Consider the following 19,897-nt stretch of genomic DNA (forward strand, 5'->3'; position numbering starts at 1 on the left):
GCGGTCGGCTCAGCACCCGGGCCAGGGCCTTGGCCAGCTCGGTCTTGCCCACGCCGGGTTCGCCTTCGAGCAGCAGCGGGCGCTGCAGCTTGATCGCGAGGAACACGGCGGTGGCCAGCCGCCGTGGTGCGTGGTATCCCACGCCTTGCAGGGCGTGGGTCAGGCTGTCGATGGAGTCCACAGCCGGGGTGGCGGGCGACGTGCTCACGCGTTGGCCAGCGCCACCGCCACCTGCGTCTGCACCTTGATGAGGTGCGTGCGGTAGGCCTGGCTCGCGTGGAGGTCGCCGTTGATCTCGCTGGCGTCGATCACCACCGCGTCCACCGCATCGGGCGTGAAGCGCTGGTTGAGCGCTGCCTCCAACCCCGCGTGGCGGAACACGCCGTTGCCGGTGCCGGTGATGGCCACGCGCACGCCGCCCGCGGTCTGTGCCACGAAGACGCCCACCAGCGCAAAGCGCGAAGCGGGCTGGCGGAACTTGGCGTACGCCGATCTGGTGGGCACGGGGAAACTGATCGCGGTGATCAGCTCACCCGCATCGAGGGCCGTGGTGTAGAGGCCCTGGAAGAAATCGTCGGCGGCGATGGTGCGGCGGTCGGTGTGCACCGTGGCGCCCAGGCCCAGCACCGCGCTGGGGTAGCAGGCGGCGGGGTCGTTGTTGGCCACCGAGCCGCCCATGGTGCCCATGGCACGCACCTGGCGGTCGCCGATGCCGTCGGCCAGCGCGGCCAGCCCGGGGATGTGCTTGCGCACGTCGGCGTGGTTGGCCACTTCCTGGTGGCGGGTCATGGCGCCGATGACGACGTTCTGACCCGCCACCTTGATGCCGCGCAGCTCGGCCACATGGCCGAGATCCACCAGCTGTTCGGGCTGCATGAGCCGCTGCTTCATCGAGGCGAGCATGGTCTGGCCACCGGCCAGGGCCTGCGCGCCGCCCGCGGTCAGGCGTTTGGCGTCGGCCAGGGTGGTGGGTTGTTCAAGGGTGAATGCGTACATGGTGTGGTCTCCTTATGGCTTGGCGGACTGGATGGCCGTCCACACACGGTTCGGGCTGGCCGGCATGTCGAGGTCTTTGACGCCCAGCGGCGCCAGGGCATCCAGCACCGCGTTGATCACCGCCGGTGGCGAGCCGATGGCACCGGCTTCGCCGCAACCCTTGGTCCCCAGCGGGTTGGTGGTGCAGGGCGTGCACACGTGGCCCAGGGTGAACTCGGGGAAATCGTCGGCGCGCGGCATGGCGTAGTCCATGAACGAACCGGTCACGAGCTGGCCGGTTTCGCGGTCGTACACGCACTGCTCCATGAGGGCCTGCCCGATGCCCTGCACCAGGCCGCCGTGCACCTGTCCCTCGACAATCATCGGGTTGATGATGGTGCCGAAGTCGTCCACGGCGGTGAAGCGGTCGACCCGCACCACGCCGGTGTTGGGGTCGATCTCGACCTCGCAGATGTGGGTGCCGGCGGGGTAGGTGAAGTTGGTCGGGTCGTAGAACGCGGTTTCGTTCAGGCCCGGCTCCAGCTTGTCCAGCGGGTAGTTGTGCGGCACATAGGCGGTGAGCGCCACCTGGCCGAAGGTGACCTTCTTGTCGGTGCCTTTCACGGTGAACTCGCCGTTGGCAAAGTCCACGTCGGCGTCGCCCGTTTCCATGAGGTGGGCTGCGATCTTCTTGGCCTTGGCCTCGATCTTGTCGAGCGCCCGCATGATGGCCGCACCGCCCACCGAGATGGAGCGTGAGCCGTAGGTGCCCATGCCGAAGGGCACGCGGCCGGTGTCGCCGTGCACGATGTCGACCTGCGACGGATCCAGGCCCAGGCGGGAGGCCACTACCTGCGCGAAGGTGGTCTCGTGGCCCTGGCCATGGCTGTGCGATCCGGTGAACACGGTGACGCTGCCGGTGGGGTGCACGCGCACTTCGCCGCACTCAAACAGGCCGGCGCGCGCGCCGAGTGCGCCGGCGATGTTGGATGGCGCCAGACCGCAGGCCTCGATGTAGCTGGAATACCCGATGCCGCGCACCAGGCCCTTGGCGGCAGACGCCGCCTTGCGTGCCGGAAGGCCGGCAATGTCGGCCAACTGGTTGGCCTTGTCGAGGCAGGCCGGGAAGTCACCCGTGTCGTATTGCAGCGCCACCGGTGTCTGGTAGGGGAACTCGGTGATGAAGTTGCGCCGGCGGATCTCGTCCTGCGACAGGCCGGTCTCCCAAGCGGCGCGGCTCACGATGCGCTCCAGCAGGTAGGTGGCCTCGGGCCGGCCGGCGCCCCGGTAAGCGTCCACCGGCGCGGTGTTGGTGAACCACGCATCGACCTCCACATACACCTGCGGCGTCTTGTACTGGCCGGCGAGCAGCGTGGCGTACAGGATGGTCGGCACGGCGGTGGAGAAGGTGGAGAGGTAGGCGCCGAGGTTGGCGTCGGTGTGCACCTTGAAGGCGAGGAACTTGCCGTCCTTGTCAAGCGCCATCTCGGCGTGGGTCACGTGGTCGCGGCCGTGCGCGTCGCACAGAAACGCCTCCGAGCGGTCGCAGTTCCACTTGATCGCGCAGTTGAGCTTTTTGGCGGCCCAGGTGAGGCAAACGTCTTCGGCATACAGGTAGATCTTGGCGCCGAAGCCGCCGCCCACGTCGGGCGCGATCACGCGCACCTTGTGCTCGGGCAGGCCCATCACGAAAGCGGTGAGCAGCAGGCGCTCCACATGGGGGTTCTGGTTCGCCACGTACAGCGTGTAGTCGTCGCCGGCGCGGTTGTACGAGCCGATCACCGCGCGCGGCTCCATCGGGTTGGGCGCGAGCCGGTTGTTGATCAGGTCGATCCTGGTCACGTGCGCGGCGTTGGCGAACGCAGCGTCCACCTGGCCCTGGTCACCAATGGACCACTTGTAGCAGTGGTTGCCGGGCGTAGCGTCGTGCAGTGCGGCGGCGCCGGGCTTCATGGCATCGCGCACGTCCACCACGGCGGGCAGCGCTTCGTAGTCCACCACCACCAGCTCGGCGGCGTTCTTCGCCTGTTCCAGCGTCTCGGCCACCACCATCGCCACGTGGTCGCCCACATAGCGCACCTTGCCGTGCGCCAGGATGGGATGGGGCGGCTCCTTCATGGGCTGGCCCTGGGTGTCGGTGATCAGCCAGCCGCAGGGCAGGCCGCCGATCTTGTCGGCAGCCACGTCTTCACCGTCGAAGATGCCGACCACACCGGGCGCGGCCAGTGCGGCGGTCTTGTCGATGCCGACGATGCGGGCGTGGGCGTGCGGCGAGCGCACGAACACCGCCTGGCGCATGTTGGCGAGCACGATGTCGTCGGTGTACTGGCCCGCACCGGTGAGGAAGCGGTAGTCCTCCTTGCGCAGGAGGGATTCCCCGATGTGGGGGAGCTTGGCGAAGTCGATGGCACCCATGTTGCTGGCTCCTTATGCCTTCACGCCCGCAGCACCCTGCTGCACGGCCTTGACGATGTTTTGATAACCGGTGCAGCGGCACAGGTTGCCTTCCAGGCCCTCGCGGATGTCCTGGGCACTGGCGTTGGGATGGGTCTTGCACAGGCTCACCGCGCTCAACACCATGCCGGGCGTGCAGAAGCCGCACTGCAGACCGTGGCAGTCCTTGAACGCGGCCTGCATGGGGTGCATGGTCCCGTCGGCAGCGGCCAGCCCTTCGATGGTGGTGACTTCGCTGCCGGCGGCCTGCGCCAGCAGCATGTTGCAGGACTTCACCGCGCGGCCGTCGAGCAGCACCGTGCAGGCACCGCATTGCGCCGTGTCGCAACCCACGTGGGTGCCGGTGAGCTTGAGGTGCTCGCGCAGGGTTTGAACCAGCAGCGTGTGGGGTGGTGCATCGACGGTCACGGCCTTGCCGTTGACCCGGATCTGAACCTGCATGTCGGTCTCCTTGTGTTGTGGGCGAGGGGGAGTGAAACACGCTCGATTGACCGCCGAATTGAGTGATAACCCTCAATTGAATTGGGCCGTTTCAATCTTTCTCAAATTGAGACGAATGGCCTTCGAATGCCAATGAACAGGGTTGCGGGAATTAATTGGATTTCCTATGCAATTCAATTCATACACCGGCTTCCCCGACCAATCCGGTCGGACATGGGTTGTCTCATGCAGGGCCCCCCGGTGTCTCAATCTGAGACTTTTTAAATGGGCGCGGAGAAGTTGCGGGTAAACCCTGAAACTGAAACGCAGGCACAACCAAACAATCGTATGAAGAGGTCTGCATAACAAGCCGCACGACGGGCCTCTACCCACACCCGGAGACAACGATGCAAAAAGTCCTTCACATCAACCCCGACAAGTGCACTGGCTGTTTGCAGTGCGAAATGGCCTGCTCGTTCGAGAACTACGGCACCTACGCCACCTCGAAGTCGCGCATCAAGGTTTTTGATTTCCACCACACCGGCAAAAAGGTGCCCTACACCTGCACGCAGTGCGACGAGGCCTGGTGCCTGCACGCCTGCCCGGTGGAGGCGATCACGGTGGACAAGGTGACGGGCGCCAAGGTGGTGAACGAGACCACCTGCGTGGGTTGCAAGGTCTGCACCATCGCCTGCCCGTTCGGCACCATCAACTACGTGCAGGAAACCGGCAAGGTCCAGAAGTGCGACCTCTGCGGTGGCGAGCCGGCCTGCGCCGAAGCCTGCCCGACCGCCGCCATCACGTTCATTGATGCCAACTGGACCGGCATGGACAAGATGAAGCAGTGGGCCGACAAGCTGGGCAACCAGCCGTCCGCAGCGTAATCCCACCCACACAAAAGGAGCATCAACATGTCATGGGCTGGAAAAATCCTCCGCGTCAACCTGACCGCGGGCACCGTGAAGACCGAAGCGCTGAACACCGAGTGGGCACGTTCCTACATCGGCTCGCGCGGTCTGGGCAGCAAGTACCTGGTGACCGAGGTCGACCCCAAGGTCGACCCGCTGTCGCCTGAGAACAAGATCATCTGGGCCACCGGCCCATTGACCGGCACGATGGCCTCCACCGGCGGCCGTTACACCGTCATCACCAAAGGCCCGCTGACCGGCGCCATTGCCTGCTCGAACTCGGGCGGCTACTGGGGCGCCGAGCTCAAGATGGCCGGCTGGGACATGATCATCTTCGAGGGCAAGTCCCCGAAGCCGGTGTACCTCTACATCAACGACGACGAAGTGGAACTGCGCGACGCAGGTCACCTCTGGGGCCAGAGCGTCTGGAAGACCGAGGAAGTCCTCAAGTCCAGCCTGCAGGACCCACTGGTGCGCGTGTCGAGCATCGGCAAGGCCGGTGAGAACGGCGTGTTGTACGCGGCCGTGGTGAACGACCTGCACCGCGCGGCCGGCCGCTCGGGCGTGGGCGCCGTCATGGGCAGCAAGAACCTGAAGGCGATTGCGGTGCGCGGCACCAAGGGCGTGGGCAACATCCGCGACCCCAAGGCTTTCATGAAGACCACCTTCGAGAAGAAGAAGATCCTGGCCGAGAATGCCGTGACGGGTCAGGGCCTGCCGGCCTACGGCACCCAGGTGCTCATGAACGTGATCAACGAGATCGGCGCGCTGCCCACCCGCAACCACCGCGATGTGCAGTTCGAAGGCGCCAAGGACATCTCGGCCGAAGCCATGGTCACGCCGCGCGAGAGCGACGGCAAGAAGCACCTGGTGACCAACCAGGCTTGCTTTGGCTGCACCATCGCGTGCGGCCGCATCAGCAAGATGGACGAAGGCCACTTCACCGTGAAGAACAAGCCGCAGTACTGGGGCGCCAATGGCGGCCTGGAATACGAAGCGGCCTGGGCGCTGGGCGCAGCCAACGGCGTGAACGATCTGGAAGCCCTGCAATACGCCAACCTGCTGTGCAACGAAGAAGGGTTTGATCCCATCAGTTTCGGTGCCACCGTGGGCGCGGTGATGGAGCTCTACGAGATGGGTGTGCTCACCAAGGAGCAACTCGGCATCGACGCCAAGTTCGGCTCGGCGCAAGCGCTGGCCCACTTTGCCGAGATCACCGCCAAGGGCGAAGGCTTCGGCAAGGAAATCGGCCTGGGCTCGGCCCGTCTGACCAAGAAGTACGGTCACCCCGACCTGTCGATGAGCGTCAAGGGCCAGGAATTCCCGGCCTACGACGGTCGCGCGATCCAGGGCATCGGCCTGGCGTACGCCACCTCCAACCGCGGTGCCTGCCACCTGCGCGGCTACACCATCGCCTCAGAAGTGCTGGGCATCCCGGTCAAGACCGATCCGGTCGAGAGCGAAGGCAAGCCGGAGCTGGTCAAGGCGTTCCAGGACGCCACCGCCGCGTTCGACTCATCGGGCCTGTGCGTTTTCACCACCTTCGCCTGGGGCGTGGCCGATCTGGCACCGCAGCTGCAGGCCGCGTGCAACGAAGAGTTCACCACCGAAGAGCTGGAGAAGATCGGTGAGCGCATCTGGAACATGGAGCGCGAGTTCAACAACGCCGCCGGCTTCACGGCCAAGGACGACAGCCTGCCCAAGCGACTGCTGACCGAAGCCGCCAAGACCGGTGCCTCCAAAGGCATGGTCAGCAAGCTGCCCGAGATGCTGCCCAAGTACTACGCCGCACGCGGCTGGGACACCGAAGGCCGCCCCACCGCCGAGACCCGGGCGCGCTTGAGCCTGTGAGGTTCGGTCCGCAGCATCCTTTGGCCTGAACCCAGGGGGCAGTCACCACGCTGCCCCCTTTCTTTTTTTTCGAGGAGACACGACATGCACCACGTCATCCTGGGCGCTGGCCCCGCCGGTGTCATTGCCGCCGAGACCATCCGCAAGCACGCCCCCGCCGACACCATCACCCTGGTGGGCGACGAGGCCGAGCCACCGTATTCGCGCATGGCCATTCCCTACCTGCTGATCGGCAACGTCAAGGAAACCGGCACCTACCTGCGCAAGAGCCTCACGCACTACACCGATCTGCGCATCGACCAGGTGCCCGGCCGCGCCACCAAGGTGGACGCGCAAGCGCGCACCGTCACGCTGGACAACGGCAAGACACTGTCGTTCGACAAGCTGCTGATCGCCACCGGTTCGCACCCTGTGCGCCCGCCGATTCCCGGCATGGACTCGCCCGGCGTGCACCCCTGCTGGACGCTGGAAGACGCGCGCGCCATCATGGCCCTGGCCAAACCGGGCGCCCGCGTGCTGCAGATGGGCGCCGGCTTCATCGGCTGCATCATCATGGAGGCCCTGGCTGCGCGCGGCGTGGAACTGAGCGTGGTGGAGATGGGCGACCGCATGGTGCCGCGCATGATGGGCCCCACGGCCGGCGGCATGATCCGCGACTGGTGCGAGAAGAAGGGCGTGAAGGTGTTCACCGGCACCAAGGTCGAAGCGATCGAGGTCGCCACCAACGAGCCCTCCGGCATCGTCGGCAAGCTGGCCAGTGCCATGGGTCTGGGCTCGTCCGAGCCCGCCAAGGGCCTGCGCGTGAAGCTCTCGGGCGGTCAGACGGTGGAAGCCGATCTGGTGATCAGCGCTACCGGCGTGCGCCCGGCCATCGGGTTTCTGAAAGATTCCGGCATCACCTGCCTGGTGGGTGTGCTCACCGACGAGCACCTGCAGACCAATGTGCCCGGCATTTACGCCGCCGGTGATTGCGCCGAAGCGTTTGACAAGGTCAGCGGCAAGACCATCGTGAGCGCCATCCAGCCCAACGCCGCCGAGCAGGCGCGCGTGGCCGCGCTCAACATGGTGGGCCAGAAGGCCGACCTCAAGGGCGTGACGCAGATCAACGTGCTCGACACGCTGGGCCTCATTTCCACCAGCTTCGGCAACTGGGAAGGTGTGCCCGGCGGTGAACACGCCGAGCTCACCGACAAGGCCGGTGGCCGCCACCTGAGCCTCCAATTCAAGGACGACGTGATGGTGGGTTGCAACTCGGTGGGTTGGACCGAGCACGTGGGCGTGATGCGCGGTTTGGTGGAAGGCCAGGTGAAGCTGGGCGAGTGGAAAGACCGCCTCATGCACGACCCGACCAAGTTGATGGACGCCTACCTGGCCAGTGCACAGGGGCAGGGGCAGTGGGCGGGTGCTGCGGATGAGCGTCGCCGCTGAGATAGAAACGGTTTCATGAACATCACTTTCAAGCTCTTCGCCACCCTCACCGACTACCTGCCCCCCGAGGCCCGGCGCAGCAACCAGGTGTCGCTGGACATCGACCCGGCCACACCCATCAGCCAAATCATCGAACCCTTCGGCCTGCCGCCCAAGCTGGTGCATCTGGTGCTGGTCAATGGCAAGTACATCCAGCCCGAAGACCGCTTGAGTGCGACCCTGGTCGAGGGCGATGTGCTGGCCATCTGGCCGCCGATTGCCGGAGGCTGAGGGCTGTGCAGTCGAGCTATGCAGAGCGCTTCAAGCGCGACATGGGCTGCACCGAGGCCGAGTGGCTGGGCTGGTTGCCAGCGGCGGTGGGCGCGTGCGTGTGGCGCCGCGAGGGCAGTCAAGCCGACATCGAGGTGCCGCCCGGGCGGCTCTCGGTGAGCTGGGCGCCGCAGCCGCCGCGCGTGATCGCGCTCATGCGCATGCCGGTGCTTCGGGTGAGCTTTGTGTTCAGAGGACTGGACGCCGAGCAGCGCTACGCCTTCATGAAACGCTTCGACCTCTACATGCAGCGCGGCGGGGGCTGAGGCCAGCCCGCCCTGCGCAGGTTCACTTGGGTCGTGGCCGGGGGCGATCGGGCTGCAAGGCCTGCAGGCGGCCGCCGCGCAGATCGGCAGCCACCGCAGCCAGGGCCTGGGCGGCCTGCCGCGTTTCTTCCTGCACATCGAGATCGCGGTCGAGCGCCTCGTGGCTGGTGGCGTAGGGCTCAAAGTAGCCGATGTAGCGATCCAGCCGGGCCACCGCGCCGGCGTCGACGAAGCCCATCCAGTCGAGCCAGTCGCACAGCGATCGGCGGGAGCCTTCAATGCCCGCCACGTCGCCGTGGACCACCACGCCGTAGGCCCGGCCGGCCAGGTGCTTGGGGTAGTCCCAGCCCGCCATCTCGAGCGTTTTGGCCAGCGCAGCCTGCTTGCCACCGGTGGAAGTCGGGTCCGGGTTGCCGCCGTCGGCACACACCAGGCGGTCGATCATCAGCTTGAGCGGGCCCGGGCTCTGGTACCAGTAGACCGGGGTGACGATCAGCACCGCGTGCGCGGCGGTCCAGCGCTCGTAGATCTCGGCCATCCAGTCGTGCGTCTGGCCCAGCGCGTGGTTGGGGTAACAGCTGCAGGGCCAGTGGCACAGCGGCATGGCGGTGGACACGCAGCCCTTGCAGGGGTGGATGTGGAGCTGGTATTCGGACGTGACCAGACTCAGGTCCAGCACATCGCACTCCACGCCGGCGGCCTCCAGCGCTTCGCGCGCGATCTGCGTGAGTCGAAAGCTCTTGGACATCTCGCCGGGGCAGGTGCCGTCGTTGCGCGCCGAGCCGCAGACCAGCAGCGCGCGGGTGGGGGTGTCGGCCAGCGCCCAGCGTGCCTGCGCCGCGTCGATGCGGGCCTTCGTGGCCACCCATTCCGTCGAGAGATCGTAGGCCGGGTCGGTGTAGCCCGCGCCCGCCTTCTGTGTGAAAGGTGCCTTGCGGCCTTCGTTGTAGGCCTCCCAGGCGATCGCTTCCATGCGGACGATGGCCGCGTCTTCGGCCCGGTAGGCCGGGTCGATGAAGGATGCGCGGAAACGCGCACCAAACGTTTCGCGGCTCAGGGTGTCGGGTGCTTGCCCGGTGCGGATGGTGGTCATGGTGCGGGCTCAGGTTCGAGGGAGCCCACTGTCGACGCAGGGCGGCTTCACGTCTGTTCGCTACCGAACCGGCCCCGCAGCCGGTGGCGCATGTTTCAGCCCAGCGTCTTGATGCCCAGCCAGGTCAGCAGCAGCGAGCCGAACAGGTGCAGCCCGGCCACACCGCTGGCCATCAACACGCGGCCTTGTTGCAGCAGCGTGATCACTTCGATGGAAAACGTGGAGAAGGTGGTGAGCGCGCCCAGCAGGCCCGTGACGATGGCCAGCCGCCACACCGGGTCGAGTTGCGGCTGCGCCTGGAAGAACGCGAAAGCGAGGCCGATGGCATAGGCGCCGATCCAGTTGGCCGCCAGCGTGCCCCAGGGCAGCAGCGCGCCGGGTGTGGTGAGCCACAAGCCCAGCCGCCATCTGGCCAGCGCGCCCACGCAGGCGCCCAGGCAGATGGCGATGACGCTGGGCAGGGTGTTCATGGCTCAGGGCTCAGAAGGGTGGGCCTTCGTCGTCGCCGTCGGTGGTCACGGCAGCGGGCTGCACCGCAGCCGGTGCGTCACTCGCGGGCGCAGCGCCAAACGCCATCTCGCCACCCAGCGCGTCCACCAGTTCGGGCAGCAGTTTCTGCAGTTCGCCGGTGGACAGGGCCACGTCGGCGTCGAAACCGTTTTCACCTTCGTCGGGTCGGCCGTCGAACACGCCTTCGAGGAAGTTGATCTTTTTCAGCTGCAGCGATTCGGTGAGCAAAAAGCCGATGCGGCCTTCCCAGCTCAGCGCCAGGCGCGTGGGCAGCTTGCCCTCGGTGATGTGCTGGCGCACCTCGTCGGTGGCGAGGTTGTGGCGGGTGAACTTCACCGACGACTTTTCTTCGTCGCCCGACTTGAGTTCACATTCGCGCTCCACCGCAAAACCGCCCGGCCATTCGTCCGGGGTGGTGGCCGACAACCATTGCGTCATGGCGGTCTGCGGCGTCACGGCGGTCTGCAGCAGGGTGATGACGAGGCCGTCAAAGGCGCGCACCAGCGCCGTCACCACCTCGTCGATCTTGCCCTGGCTGCTGGCGTCCGTGACCAGCCAGCCGTTCTCCAGATCGAGCCAGACCCACACGTTCATCTGGCGTGCAAACGCCTGGGGCAGCAGGGCCAGCAGCGCGTCTTCGCGCAGGGCCTTGGTTTCCTTCTTGCCGGGCTTGCGGCCGGTGGTGGCCTCGATGTGGTCGGCTTCTTCCTGCGCCTTCTTTTTCACCACCGAGCCGGGCACGCCCTTGGTCTCGATCTGGAGTTTGAGGATGCGTTGGCCGGCCACCGATTCCACCAGCGGGCCGTGGGCCTCACCGCGCGGCTCCACCCAGCCGACCGATTTGTCCTGCGTGGCGCCGCAGGGTTTGAAACGGGCCGCGTCGAGCGCGGCCTCCATGTCTGCCACCGTTGCGCTCCAGCCGGGCGCGATGCGGTAGATCGTCACATTCTTGAACACGGAATTCCTTGTTGATCGGCAATACAAAAAAGGCCCGCCACTTTGGGAAGTGGCGGGCCTTGCATCTTAGGGGATGGCGACTTCACATCCTGGAGGGCAGCCAGGTCACGATCTGCGGAAACCACCACAGCAGCATGACCGCCAGCACCATGAGGAAGAAGTAGGGCATGCAGACCTTGGCGATCCAGGTGATTTCGCGCTTCGTCATGCCCTGCAGCACAAACAGGTTGAAGCCCACGGGCGGCGTGATCTGCGCCATCTCAACCACGATCACCACGAAGATGCCGAACCAGATCAGGTCGATGCCGGCGGCGGTGACCGTGGGCAGGATCACGCCCATGGTCAGCACAATCATGGAGATGCCGTCCAGGAAGCAACCGAGCAGGATGTAGAACAGCGCGAGCGCCAGCAGCAGCACGCCAGGCGACAGACCCAGCCCGGTGACGAACTCGGCGAGGTGGCGCGGCAGACCGATGTAGCCCATGGCCAGCGTGAGGAAGGCCGCCCCCGCGAGGATCAGCGCGATCATGCAATAGAGGCGCGTGGCGCCCAGCAAGGAGTCGCGAAACGTGGCCCAGTTCAATGAGCCTTGCGCCGCCGAGAGGATGAGCGCACCCACCACGCCCACGGCCGCCGCTTCGGTGGCGGTGGCGATGCCGGTGTAAATGGTGCCGATCACACCGCCGATGAGCAGGATCACCGGGATCAGGTGGCGCGATTCGCTGAGCTTCTGCGCCAGCGTCATGTTCACGTCGCTCTTGGGCACCTGTTTCGGGTTGAGCAAGGCCCAGATCATCAGGTGGCCGCTGAACAGGCCGGCCAGCATGAGGCCGGGCAGCACACCCGCCACGAACAGCTTGGCGATCGACACCTCGGCCGCCACCCCGTAGACGATCATGATGATCGACGGTGGAATGAGAAGGCCCAGCGTGCTGGCACCGCCCAGCGAACCCACGATCTTCTCGGGCGGGTAGCCGCGCCGGGTGAGCTCGGGGATGGTCATCTTCCCGATGGTGGCGCACGTGGCGGCCGACGATCCGGAGACGGCGGCAAAGATGGTGCTGCCCAGGATGTTGGTGTGCAGCAGACGGCCGGGCAGGGCGTTGACCCAGGGTGCGAGGCCGCGGAACATGCTCTCGGACAACTTGGTGCGGAACAGGATCTCGCCCATCCACACGAAGAGCGGCAGCGCGGTCAGCGTCCAGCTGCTGGCCGAGCCCCAGATGGTGATGGCCATGGCGTCGCCCGCGGGGCGCGAGGAAAACATCTCCATGCCGATCCAGGCCACGCCCGCGAGCGTGAGGCCGATCCACACGCCGCTGCCCAGCAGGGCAAACAGCGCCACGATCAGCAGCGAGGTGACGAGCAGTTCATTCATGGCGGGTCTCCACGCTGTTGTGTGAGCGTTTGCGCAGGAGCTCCAGCACCCACTCGTCGATGAAGGCGATCAGCATCACCGTGGTGCCCACGGCCATGAGGATCTGCGGAATCCACAGCGGCGTGGCGTCGGCCGAGGTGGAGATGTCGTGGAACTGGTGCGACTGCCACGACAGGCGCCAGGTGTAGAAAGCGAGCAACCCTGCCAGCAGCACAGCCACGGTGAGTGACCACAACTCCAGCCCGCGCCGGGCGCCGCCCGTGAGCTTGCCGATGATCAGCGTCACGCGGATGTGTTCACCGCTCTTGAGCGTGTGGGCCAGCGCCAGAAAGCCGGCACCCGCCATGGCGTAGCCGGCGTAAGCGTCGGTGCCGGGCACGTAGAACTGGAGCATGCGCCCCAGCATGGAGAGCAGCACCATGACCAGCACGCCGATCATGAACAGTGCGGCCAGCCAGGCCGCGCCGAGGTAGAGGGAATCGAGGAGTTTGCGCATGGGAATGTGACTTCAGTTGAATGACCCGTTGCGCATGCCCGGGTCCAACCCAGCGGGCACCGCGGAACTGGCTCTGCCAGGCCGCAGGTGCCGCCCCCTAAGGGGGTCGCGCGGAGCGCGGCGGGGGTGGTCCCCACACCTGCGCGGCGGGGGTGATTACTTCTTGTACGCGTCCAGCATCGCCTGGCCCTCGGGACCGGCCTTCTCCAGCCATTCCTTGAGCATGGTTTCGCCCACCTTCTGCATGTCGGCCTTGAGCGCGGCCGAGGGCGGCTCCACCGCCATGCCGTTGGTCTTGAGGATGGCCAGCGTGTCGGTGTTGACCTTTTGAGAAGCGGCCCAGCCGCGTGCTTCGGCATCGGCGCCGGCTTTGCGCAGCGCGTCCTGCGTGGGCTTGTCCAGCGCGTCAAACGCGCGCTTGTTCACGATGACCGCGTTCTTGGGCAACCAGGCCTGCACGTCGTAGTAGAACTTCAGGTGCTCATACAGCTTGCTGTCCACACCGGTGGCGCCCGAGGTCATGTTGGTTTCGACCGCGCCGGTGGCCAGCGCTTGCGACAGCTCGGCGGCCTGCACCGTGACCGGCTGCGCGCCCACCAGTTCGGCGATGCGCGAGGTGGACGGGCTGTACGCGCGCCACTTGCTGCCTTTGAGGTCGGCGCCGCTCATCACAGGCTTCTTGCTGTAAATGCCCTGCGGTGGCCAGGCCACGGTGTAGAGCAGGGTCATGCCTTGTTCGGCCAGCTTCTTCTCCAGGATGGGCTTCTGCGCCTGGTAGAGCTTCATGGAGTCGGCGTAGCTGGTGGCCAGAAAGGGCAGGCCGTCGGCGCCGAACATCTGCCATTCGTTCTGGTAAGCGGCCAGGAGGATTTCGCCGATCTGCGCTTGTCCGCCTTGCACGGCGCGCTTGATCTCGGGTGCCTTGAACAGCGACGCGCCCGGGTGCACCGTGATCTGCAGCTTGCCGCCGGTGGCCTTCTGAACGTCGGCTGCAAACGCGGCCAGGTTCACGGAGTGGAAGTTGGTGGCCGGGTAGGCGGCCGGCAGATCCCACTTGGTCTGGGCGGTGGCGGGCAGGCTCAGGGCCAGCGCAGAGGCGGCCAGGGTGACGCTGAACAGACGACGTTTCATGTTGAAGGCTCCGTTGAATGGGGTGGGAACTGAGGGACAGGGCAGCGGATGGACTCTATCGGCGAGCGGACGAAGTGTGATCGGTGTTTTCCCTATATGTCAACAAATTAATGGTAAATCGTCGGCAAAAAACATAAACTGCTCCGCACCTCTTCAAGGCATCCCACACCATGGCCCGTACCAAAGCAAACACCAAGCCACCTGCACTGCCATCGCAACCCATCGTGTCCTCGGCGCACCTGGTGTCGCCGCACAGCGCAGAGATGAGCGAGTTCGAATTCGGCCTCATCGTCTCGGGCAATGCGTTTCACCGCTGGGTGGTGCACTGCATGAGCGCGGCCGGCCTCAAGGACCTCACGGCGCTGGACGTGCTGGTGCTGCACCACGTGACGCACCGCGCACGCGACAAACGCCTGGCCGACATCGCGTTCATCATGAACGTGGAAGACACGCACCTCATCAACTATTCCTTGAAGAAGCTGCAGGCGTTGGGTGTGGTGCTCTCCAGCAAGAACGGCAAGGAAGTCACCTACGGTCCCACCGAAGAAGGCAAGGCCTATGTGACGCGCTACCGCGAGATCCGCGACAGCTGCCTCATCAACGCACTCAAGGCCGACGACGCGCTCAACCACGACATCGGAGAGCTCGCACGCCTGTTGCGCGTGCTCTCCGGCATCTACGACCAGGCAGCCCGGTCTGCCGCATCTTTGTGAACACCATGACGACGACCCACATCGACCCCCGCTGGCAGTTCTGGATCGACCGCGGCGGCACCTTCACCGACATCGTTGGCAAGCGCCCCGATGGCTCGCTCATCACGCACAAGCTGCTGTCCGAAAACCCGGAGCAGTACCGCGACGCGGCGGTGGCCGGCATCCGCCACCTGCTCGGCTTGAAGCCGGGTGAGCCGGTGACGCCCGACCAAGTGGAGTGCGTGAAGATGGGCACCACCGTGGCCACCAACGCGCTGCTCGAACGCAAGGGCGAGCCCACGCTGCTGGTGACCACGCGCGGTTTCCGCGATGCCTTGCGCATCGCGTACCAGAACCGACCACGCCTGTTTGACCGGCGCATTGTTTTGCCCGAGCTGCTCTACGCCGAAGTGATCGAGGCGCAGGAGCGGCTCGGTGCGCAAGGCGAGGTGTTGCAGGCACTGGATGAGGCCGCCCTTCGCGCCGATCTGCAGGCGGCGCACGCCCGCGGCCTGCGCAGCGTGGCCGTTGTCTTCATGCACGGCTACCGCTTCACCGCGCACGAGCAGGCAGCGGCCCGCATCGCGCGCGAGCTGGGCTTCACGCAGGTGAGCACCTCGCACGAGACCAGCCCGATGATGAAGTTCGTGAGCCGCGGCGACACCACCGTGGTGGACGCCTACCTCTCGCCCATCTTGCGCCGCTATGTGGAGCAGGTGGCTGGCGACATGCCGGGTGTCAAGCTGTTCTTCATGCAGTCGTCGGGTGGCCTCACCGACGCCCATGCCTTCCAGGGCAAGGACGCCATCCTGTCCGGGCCCGCCGGTGGCATCGTGGGCATGGCGCGCACGGCCGGCCTGGCGGGTTTTGAGAAGGTGATCGGCTTCGACATGGGAGGCACCTCCACCGATGTGTCGCACTACGCAGGGCAGTTCGAGCGCGAGTTCGAAACCCAGGTGGCCGGTGTGCGCATGCGCGCGCCCATGATGAGCATCCACACGGTGGCCGCGGGTGGCGGGTCCTTGCTGTCGTTCGACGGCGCGCGCTTTCGCGTGGGCCCCGAGAGCGCCGGCGCCAACCCGGGGCCGGCCAGCTACCGCCGGGGTGGACCACTGGCTGTGACGGACGCGAACGTGATGCTCGGCAAGATCCAGCCGCGTCACTTTCCCAAGGTGTTCGGCCCCAAGGCCGATGAAGCCCTGAGCGCCGAAGCGGTGCAGGCGAAGTTCAACGAGCTCGCCTCGCAGACCGGCCGCGATGCCGCCGAGGTGGCCGAGGGTTTCATCCACATCGCCGTGCAGCAGATGGCCAACGCGATCAAGAAGATCTCGGTGGCGCGGGGCTACGACGTGACGCGCTACACCTTGCAGTGTTTCGGTGGCGCGGGTGGTCAACACGCCTGCCTGGTGGCCGACGCCCTGGGCATGACGCGTGTGTTCGTGCACCCGCTCGCGGGTGTGCTGAGCGCCTACGGCATGGGCCTGGCCGACCAGAACGCGATCCGCGAGCAGGCGGTGGAACTGCCCTTGTCGCAGGAGGCGCTGCCCTCGATTGCCGAGAAGCTGCAGGCCCTGGGCGAGGCCGCGCAAGCAGAACTCGGGCGTCAGCAGGTCAACGTCGGCGCGGTCACCGTGCACCGCCGGGTGCATGTCCGCTACGAGGGCAGCGATGCGGCCCTGGTGGTGCCCCACGGCACGCTGGACGCGATCCAGGCCGGCTTTGAAGCCGCCTACCGGCAGCGGTTTGCCTTCCTCATGCAGGGCAAGCGGCTCATCGTGGAGGCGGTGTCGGTGGAGGCTGTCGTGCCGGGCGTGGCGCCCAAAGAACCGCGCTTCGACACCCACGAGGCGCGCGAGGTGCCCCGGGTTGAGACGGTGCGCATGTACTCGGGCGGCCAGTGGCTGGACGCCGCGCTGGTCGTGCGTGAAGACCTGCGCCCGGGCGATGTGATCCCCGGCCCGGCCATCATTGCCGAGAAGAACGCCACCACCGTGGTGGAGCCGGGCTGGGAAGCCGTGCTCACCGCGCTCGACCACCTCGTGCTGGACCGCCGCATTCCGCGCAGCGTGACCTATGCCGTGGGCACCACCGTGGACCCGGTGCTGCTGGAGGTCTTCAACAACCTGTTCATGAACATCGCCGAGCAGATGGGTCTGCAGCTGCAGAACACGGCTTACTCGGTCAACATCAAGGAACGGCTGGACTTCTCGTGCGCATTGTTCGACGCCCAGGGCAACCTGATCGCCAACGCGCCGCACATGCCGGTGCACCTGGGCTCCATGGGCGAGAGCATCAAGACCGTGATCCGCGAGAACGCTGGAAAAATGCAACCGGGCGACGTGTACGCGCTCAACGATCCCTACCACGGCGGCACGCACCTGCCCGACGTGACCGTGATCACGCCGGTGTACCTGGGAGGCGAGCCGACCTTTTATGTGGGGTCGCGCGGCCACCATGCCGACATCGGCGGCACCACGCCGGGCTCCATGCCGCCGTTCTCCACGCGCATCGAGGAAGAGGGCGTGCAGATCAACAACGTGAAGCTGGTGGACCGTGGCGTGCTGCGCGAGGCCGAGATGGTGGCGCTGCTGCAGAGCGGTGAATTCCCCAGCCGCAACCCGCAGCAGAACATGGCCGATCTCAAGGCGCAGATAGCGGCCAACGAGAAAGGCGTGCAGGAGCTGCGCAAGATGGTCGACCAGTTCGGCCTGGATGTCGTGCAGGCCTACATGCGCCACGTGCAGGACAACGCGGAAGAGTCGGTGCGCCGCGTGATCACGCGCCTGAAGGACGGGGCTTTCACGCTGCCGCTGGACAACGGCGCACAGATCCAGGTCGCGGTGCGGGTGAACGCTGCCGAGCGCAGCGCAGAGATCGACTTCACCGGCACCTCGGCCCAGCAACCCAACAATTTCAACGCGCCCACCGCGGTGTGCATGGCGGCTGTGCTCTACGTGTTCCGCACGCTGGTGGACGACGACATCCCGCTCAACGCGGGTTGTTTGAAGCCGCTCAAGGTCATCATTCCGCCGGGCTCCATGCTCAACCCCAACCCGCCGGCCTCGGTGGTGGCGGGCAACGTGGAAACGTCCAGTTGCATCACCAATGCGTTGTACGGTGCGCTGGGTGTGATGGCGGCGAGCCAGTGCACCATGAACAACTTCACCTTCGGCAACGCGAAGCACCAGTACTACGAGACGATCTCGGGTGGCAGCGGTGCGGGCGATGGTTTTGACGGCACGAGCGTCGTGCAGACGCACATGACCAACTCGCGACTGACCGACCCCGAGGTGCTGGAGTTCCGCTTTCCGGTTCGATTGGAAAGCTATGAGATCCGTGAAGGCTCGGGCGGCGCTGGCCGCTGGCACGGTGGCCACGGCGGCGTGCGCCGTGTGCGCTTTCTGGAAGACATGACAGCGAGCATCCTGTCCAACGGCCGCGTGCACGGCGCCTTCGGCATGGCCGGTGGGCAGGCCGGGCAGGTCGGCATCAACCGCGTGGTGCGTTCAGACGGCTCGGTGGAATCGCTGGACCACATCGGCCAGGCCGAGATGAAGCCTGGCGACATCTTCGAGATCCACACGCCGGGTGGTGGCGGCTTTGGGGAGGCCTGAAGGGGCTACAGCTCTTCCACCCGGCGCGCCGGGTAGCTGTCCCAGGCCTGGCAGCCGGGGCACTGCCAGAAGTGCTGGCGCGCTTCGAAGCCACAGGCCGCGCAGCGGTAGCGCTTGAGTGGCCCGCTGGCCTGCTCCAGCGACCGCTGCACCTGAACCTGTGCCACTTCGCTGGAGAGCTTCTCGCCCGCCAGCCACTTTGCTGTGATGACCAGCGACGGTTCGCGTTCGAGGTGGTCGAGGTAGCGGTTGCGCATGGCCTCGGGTTCGCTGCACAGGCTCGCGAGCGCTTCCGTGATGTCGATCGAGGGCGCCCGTTCGTGGCTCGCCTGCAGCACCGCTGTCGCTTCGCTCTGCCGCCCTGTTTGACGAGCGAGGTCGGCCAGCGCGCTGGCCGCCAACGGCAATCCCTGTGGCGCATGCTGGTTCAGCCGCAGCAGGGCCTCAAACGCGCCGGCCGCATCACCGCTCTGCGCCTTGTGGGCCGACAGCGCCATCCAGCCGCGCGAGAGCTGCGGTGCGTGTTGCACGGCCTCTTCGAGGAGGCGCAGCGCCTGTGCAGCGTCGCCGTTGCGCCGCGCGTTGTCGGCCTCTTCGCACAGGTAGTGGGCCAGCCGGGTGGAAAAACTGCCTTGTTCGGCTGTTTCCAGCCGTTGGGCGATCGCCTTGGCTTGTGGCCAGTCGCGCGAGCGTTCATAGATGCCCAGCAGCGCCAGCAAGGCCTCGCCCTCGAACGCCGAGCCTTTGAGTTTGTTGAGTGCGGCCTCGGCACGGTCCAGCAGACCGGCCTTGAGGAAATCCAGCGCCAGCGCATGCTGGGCGCGGTCACGGTCCTTGTTGCTGAGGTCGGCGCGCGACAGCAGGTGTTCGTGCACGCGCACCGCACGGTCGTAGTCACCGCGTCGGCGGAACAGGTTGCCCAATGCGAAGTGCAGCTCGGCCGTGTCGGGGTCGCCCTGCACGGCTTCGATGAAGGCGTCGATCGCCTGGTCCTGCTGTTCGTTGAGCAGGTGGTTCAGACCGCGGAAGTAGGCCTTGGGCGCCTGGCGGCTTTCCATGCGCCACTGGCGAAGGTCCAGGCGGGAAGCACCCCAGCCCGCTGCAAACGCCAGGGGCAGGCCCCAGAGCAGCCAGGTGAAATCAAAGTCCATGGCGGCGGTCGCTGGGGTCGGGAAACAGGGTGGAGTCCGCATCAAAGGCGGTGTTGGCCGCAGCGGCCGAGGCCGCGCGCCGCCTCGAGCGCTTGGCCCGCAGCCACAGCGGCAGCATGACCAACACACCCAGGAAAACACCCACCACCAGGGCGGCCAGCATGATCAACACCAGCGGAGCCTGCCAGCTGGCACCGAAGAACAGGTTCAGCGTCACGCTGTCCTGGTTGTTCAGCGCGAAGGCGAACAACACAAAAAAAATGG

19 protein-coding genes are annotated in these 19,897 nt (G+C 66.2%); 7 read left to right on the forward strand and 12 right to left on the reverse strand.

What is annotated here, in order from left to right; genetic code table 11:
• The 4 genes from Q1W68_RS01175 to Q1W68_RS01190 form a co-directional block, all read right to left on the reverse strand.
• The coding region (locus tag Q1W68_RS01175) for an AAA family ATPase (RefSeq protein ID WP_300715458.1) at window positions 1-208 on the reverse strand (208 nt) is incomplete at its 3' end.
• The gene (locus Q1W68_RS01180; RefSeq protein ID WP_300648226.1) at window positions 205-996 is read right to left on the reverse strand and encodes an FAD binding domain-containing protein; all 792 of its coding nucleotides are present in this window, start codon (window positions 994-996) and stop codon (window positions 205-207) included. The genes Q1W68_RS01175 and Q1W68_RS01180, both read right to left, overlap by 4 nt.
• A 12-nt stretch (window positions 997-1,008) precedes the next feature.
• A complete protein-coding gene (locus tag Q1W68_RS01185) occupies window positions 1,009-3,390 on the reverse strand; it encodes a xanthine dehydrogenase family protein molybdopterin-binding subunit (RefSeq protein ID WP_300715459.1) in 2,382 nt (793 codons plus the stop codon).
• A 12-nt stretch (window positions 3,391-3,402) separates the two neighbouring features.
• Window positions 3,403-3,870: a (2Fe-2S)-binding protein gene (locus Q1W68_RS01190; protein ID WP_300662349.1), complete on the reverse strand. Its 468-nt coding sequence runs from the start codon at window positions 3,868-3,870 to the stop codon at window positions 3,403-3,405.
• Between the two features lie 386 nt (window positions 3,871-4,256).
• On the opposite strand from Q1W68_RS01190, the gene Q1W68_RS01195 reads away from it, so the two are divergent.
• From Q1W68_RS01195 to Q1W68_RS01215, 5 genes are all read left to right on the forward strand, one after another.
• Complete coding sequence (locus Q1W68_RS01195; RefSeq protein WP_300662352.1) at window positions 4,257-4,733, forward strand: 4Fe-4S dicluster domain-containing protein; 477 nt, start codon at window positions 4,257-4,259, stop codon at window positions 4,731-4,733.
• Between the two features lie 27 nt (window positions 4,734-4,760).
• On the forward strand, window positions 4,761-6,608 hold the full coding sequence (locus Q1W68_RS01200; protein ID WP_300715460.1) for an aldehyde ferredoxin oxidoreductase family protein: 1,848 nt from the start codon (window positions 4,761-4,763) through the stop codon (window positions 6,606-6,608).
• A gap of 84 nt (window positions 6,609-6,692) precedes the next feature.
• On the forward strand, window positions 6,693-8,036 hold the full coding sequence (locus Q1W68_RS01205; protein WP_300715461.1) for an FAD-dependent oxidoreductase: 1,344 nt from the start codon (window positions 6,693-6,695) through the stop codon (window positions 8,034-8,036).
• Window positions 8,037-8,051: 15 nt separating this feature from the next.
• Complete coding sequence (locus tag Q1W68_RS01210; protein WP_300715462.1) at window positions 8,052-8,306, forward strand: MoaD/ThiS family protein; 255 nt, start codon at window positions 8,052-8,054, stop codon at window positions 8,304-8,306.
• 5 nt (window positions 8,307-8,311) lie between these two features.
• Entirely contained in the window at window positions 8,312-8,611 is a 300-nt protein-coding gene (locus tag Q1W68_RS01215; protein ID WP_300715463.1) for a hypothetical protein, read from the forward strand.
• Window positions 8,612-8,633: 22 nt separating this feature from the next.
• On the opposite strand, the gene Q1W68_RS01220 is transcribed toward Q1W68_RS01215, so the two are convergent.
• The 6 genes from Q1W68_RS01220 to Q1W68_RS01245 form a co-directional block, all read right to left on the reverse strand.
• Window positions 8,634-9,704 carry a flavodoxin family protein gene (locus Q1W68_RS01220; protein WP_300648238.1) on the reverse strand — a complete coding sequence of 357 codons (1,071 nt, stop codon included), beginning with the start codon at window positions 9,702-9,704 and terminating at the stop codon, window positions 8,634-8,636.
• 95 nt (window positions 9,705-9,799) lie between these two features.
• Window positions 9,800-10,165 carry a fluoride efflux transporter CrcB gene (gene crcB / locus Q1W68_RS01225; RefSeq protein ID WP_300648310.1) on the reverse strand — a complete coding sequence of 122 codons (366 nt, stop codon included), beginning with the start codon at window positions 10,163-10,165 and terminating at the stop codon, window positions 9,800-9,802.
• A gap of 19 nt (window positions 10,166-10,184) precedes the next feature.
• Window positions 10,185-11,171 (reverse strand): recombination-associated protein RdgC, encoded by a 987-nt coding sequence (locus tag Q1W68_RS01230; RefSeq protein WP_300715464.1) that lies wholly within the window; start codon window positions 11,169-11,171, stop codon window positions 10,185-10,187.
• An 82-nt stretch (window positions 11,172-11,253) separates the two neighbouring features.
• A complete protein-coding gene (locus Q1W68_RS01235; protein WP_300715465.1) occupies window positions 11,254-12,549 on the reverse strand; it encodes a TRAP transporter large permease subunit in 1,296 nt (431 codons plus the stop codon).
• On the reverse strand, window positions 12,542-13,045 hold the full coding sequence (locus Q1W68_RS01240; RefSeq protein ID WP_300648244.1) for a TRAP transporter small permease: 504 nt from the start codon (window positions 13,043-13,045) through the stop codon (window positions 12,542-12,544). The genes Q1W68_RS01235 and Q1W68_RS01240 overlap by 8 nt, the downstream gene beginning before the upstream one ends.
• A 156-nt stretch (window positions 13,046-13,201) precedes the next feature.
• Window positions 13,202-14,176: a TRAP transporter substrate-binding protein gene (locus Q1W68_RS01245; RefSeq protein WP_300648246.1), complete on the reverse strand. Its 975-nt coding sequence runs from the start codon at window positions 14,174-14,176 to the stop codon at window positions 13,202-13,204.
• Between the two features lie 170 nt (window positions 14,177-14,346).
• On the opposite strand from Q1W68_RS01245, the gene Q1W68_RS01250 reads away from it, so the two are divergent.
• A complete protein-coding gene (locus Q1W68_RS01250) occupies window positions 14,347-14,889 on the forward strand; it encodes a winged helix DNA-binding protein (RefSeq protein ID WP_300648247.1) in 543 nt (180 codons plus the stop codon).
• 5 nt (window positions 14,890-14,894) lie between these two features.
• Entirely contained in the window at window positions 14,895-18,482 is a 3,588-nt protein-coding gene (locus Q1W68_RS01255; protein WP_300715466.1) for a hydantoinase B/oxoprolinase family protein, read from the forward strand.
• 5 nt (window positions 18,483-18,487) lie between these two features.
• Here the strand turns inward: Q1W68_RS01255 and lapB are convergent, their stop codons facing one another.
• Both lapB and Q1W68_RS01265 read right to left on the reverse strand, forming a co-directional pair.
• Entirely contained in the window at window positions 18,488-19,633 is a 1,146-nt protein-coding gene (gene lapB / locus Q1W68_RS01260) for a lipopolysaccharide assembly protein LapB (protein WP_300648251.1), read from the reverse strand.
• On the reverse strand, window positions 19,623-19,895 hold the full coding sequence (locus Q1W68_RS01265; RefSeq protein WP_300715467.1) for a lipopolysaccharide assembly protein LapA domain-containing protein: 273 nt from the start codon (window positions 19,893-19,895) through the stop codon (window positions 19,623-19,625). Before Q1W68_RS01265 ends, lapB begins: the two co-directional genes overlap by 11 nt.
• Between the last annotated feature and the right edge of the window lie 2 nt (window positions 19,896-19,897).

The organism is Hydrogenophaga sp. (assembly GCF_030158645.1).
Taxonomy (GTDB): Bacteria; Pseudomonadota; Gammaproteobacteria; order Burkholderiales; family Burkholderiaceae_C; genus Hydrogenophaga.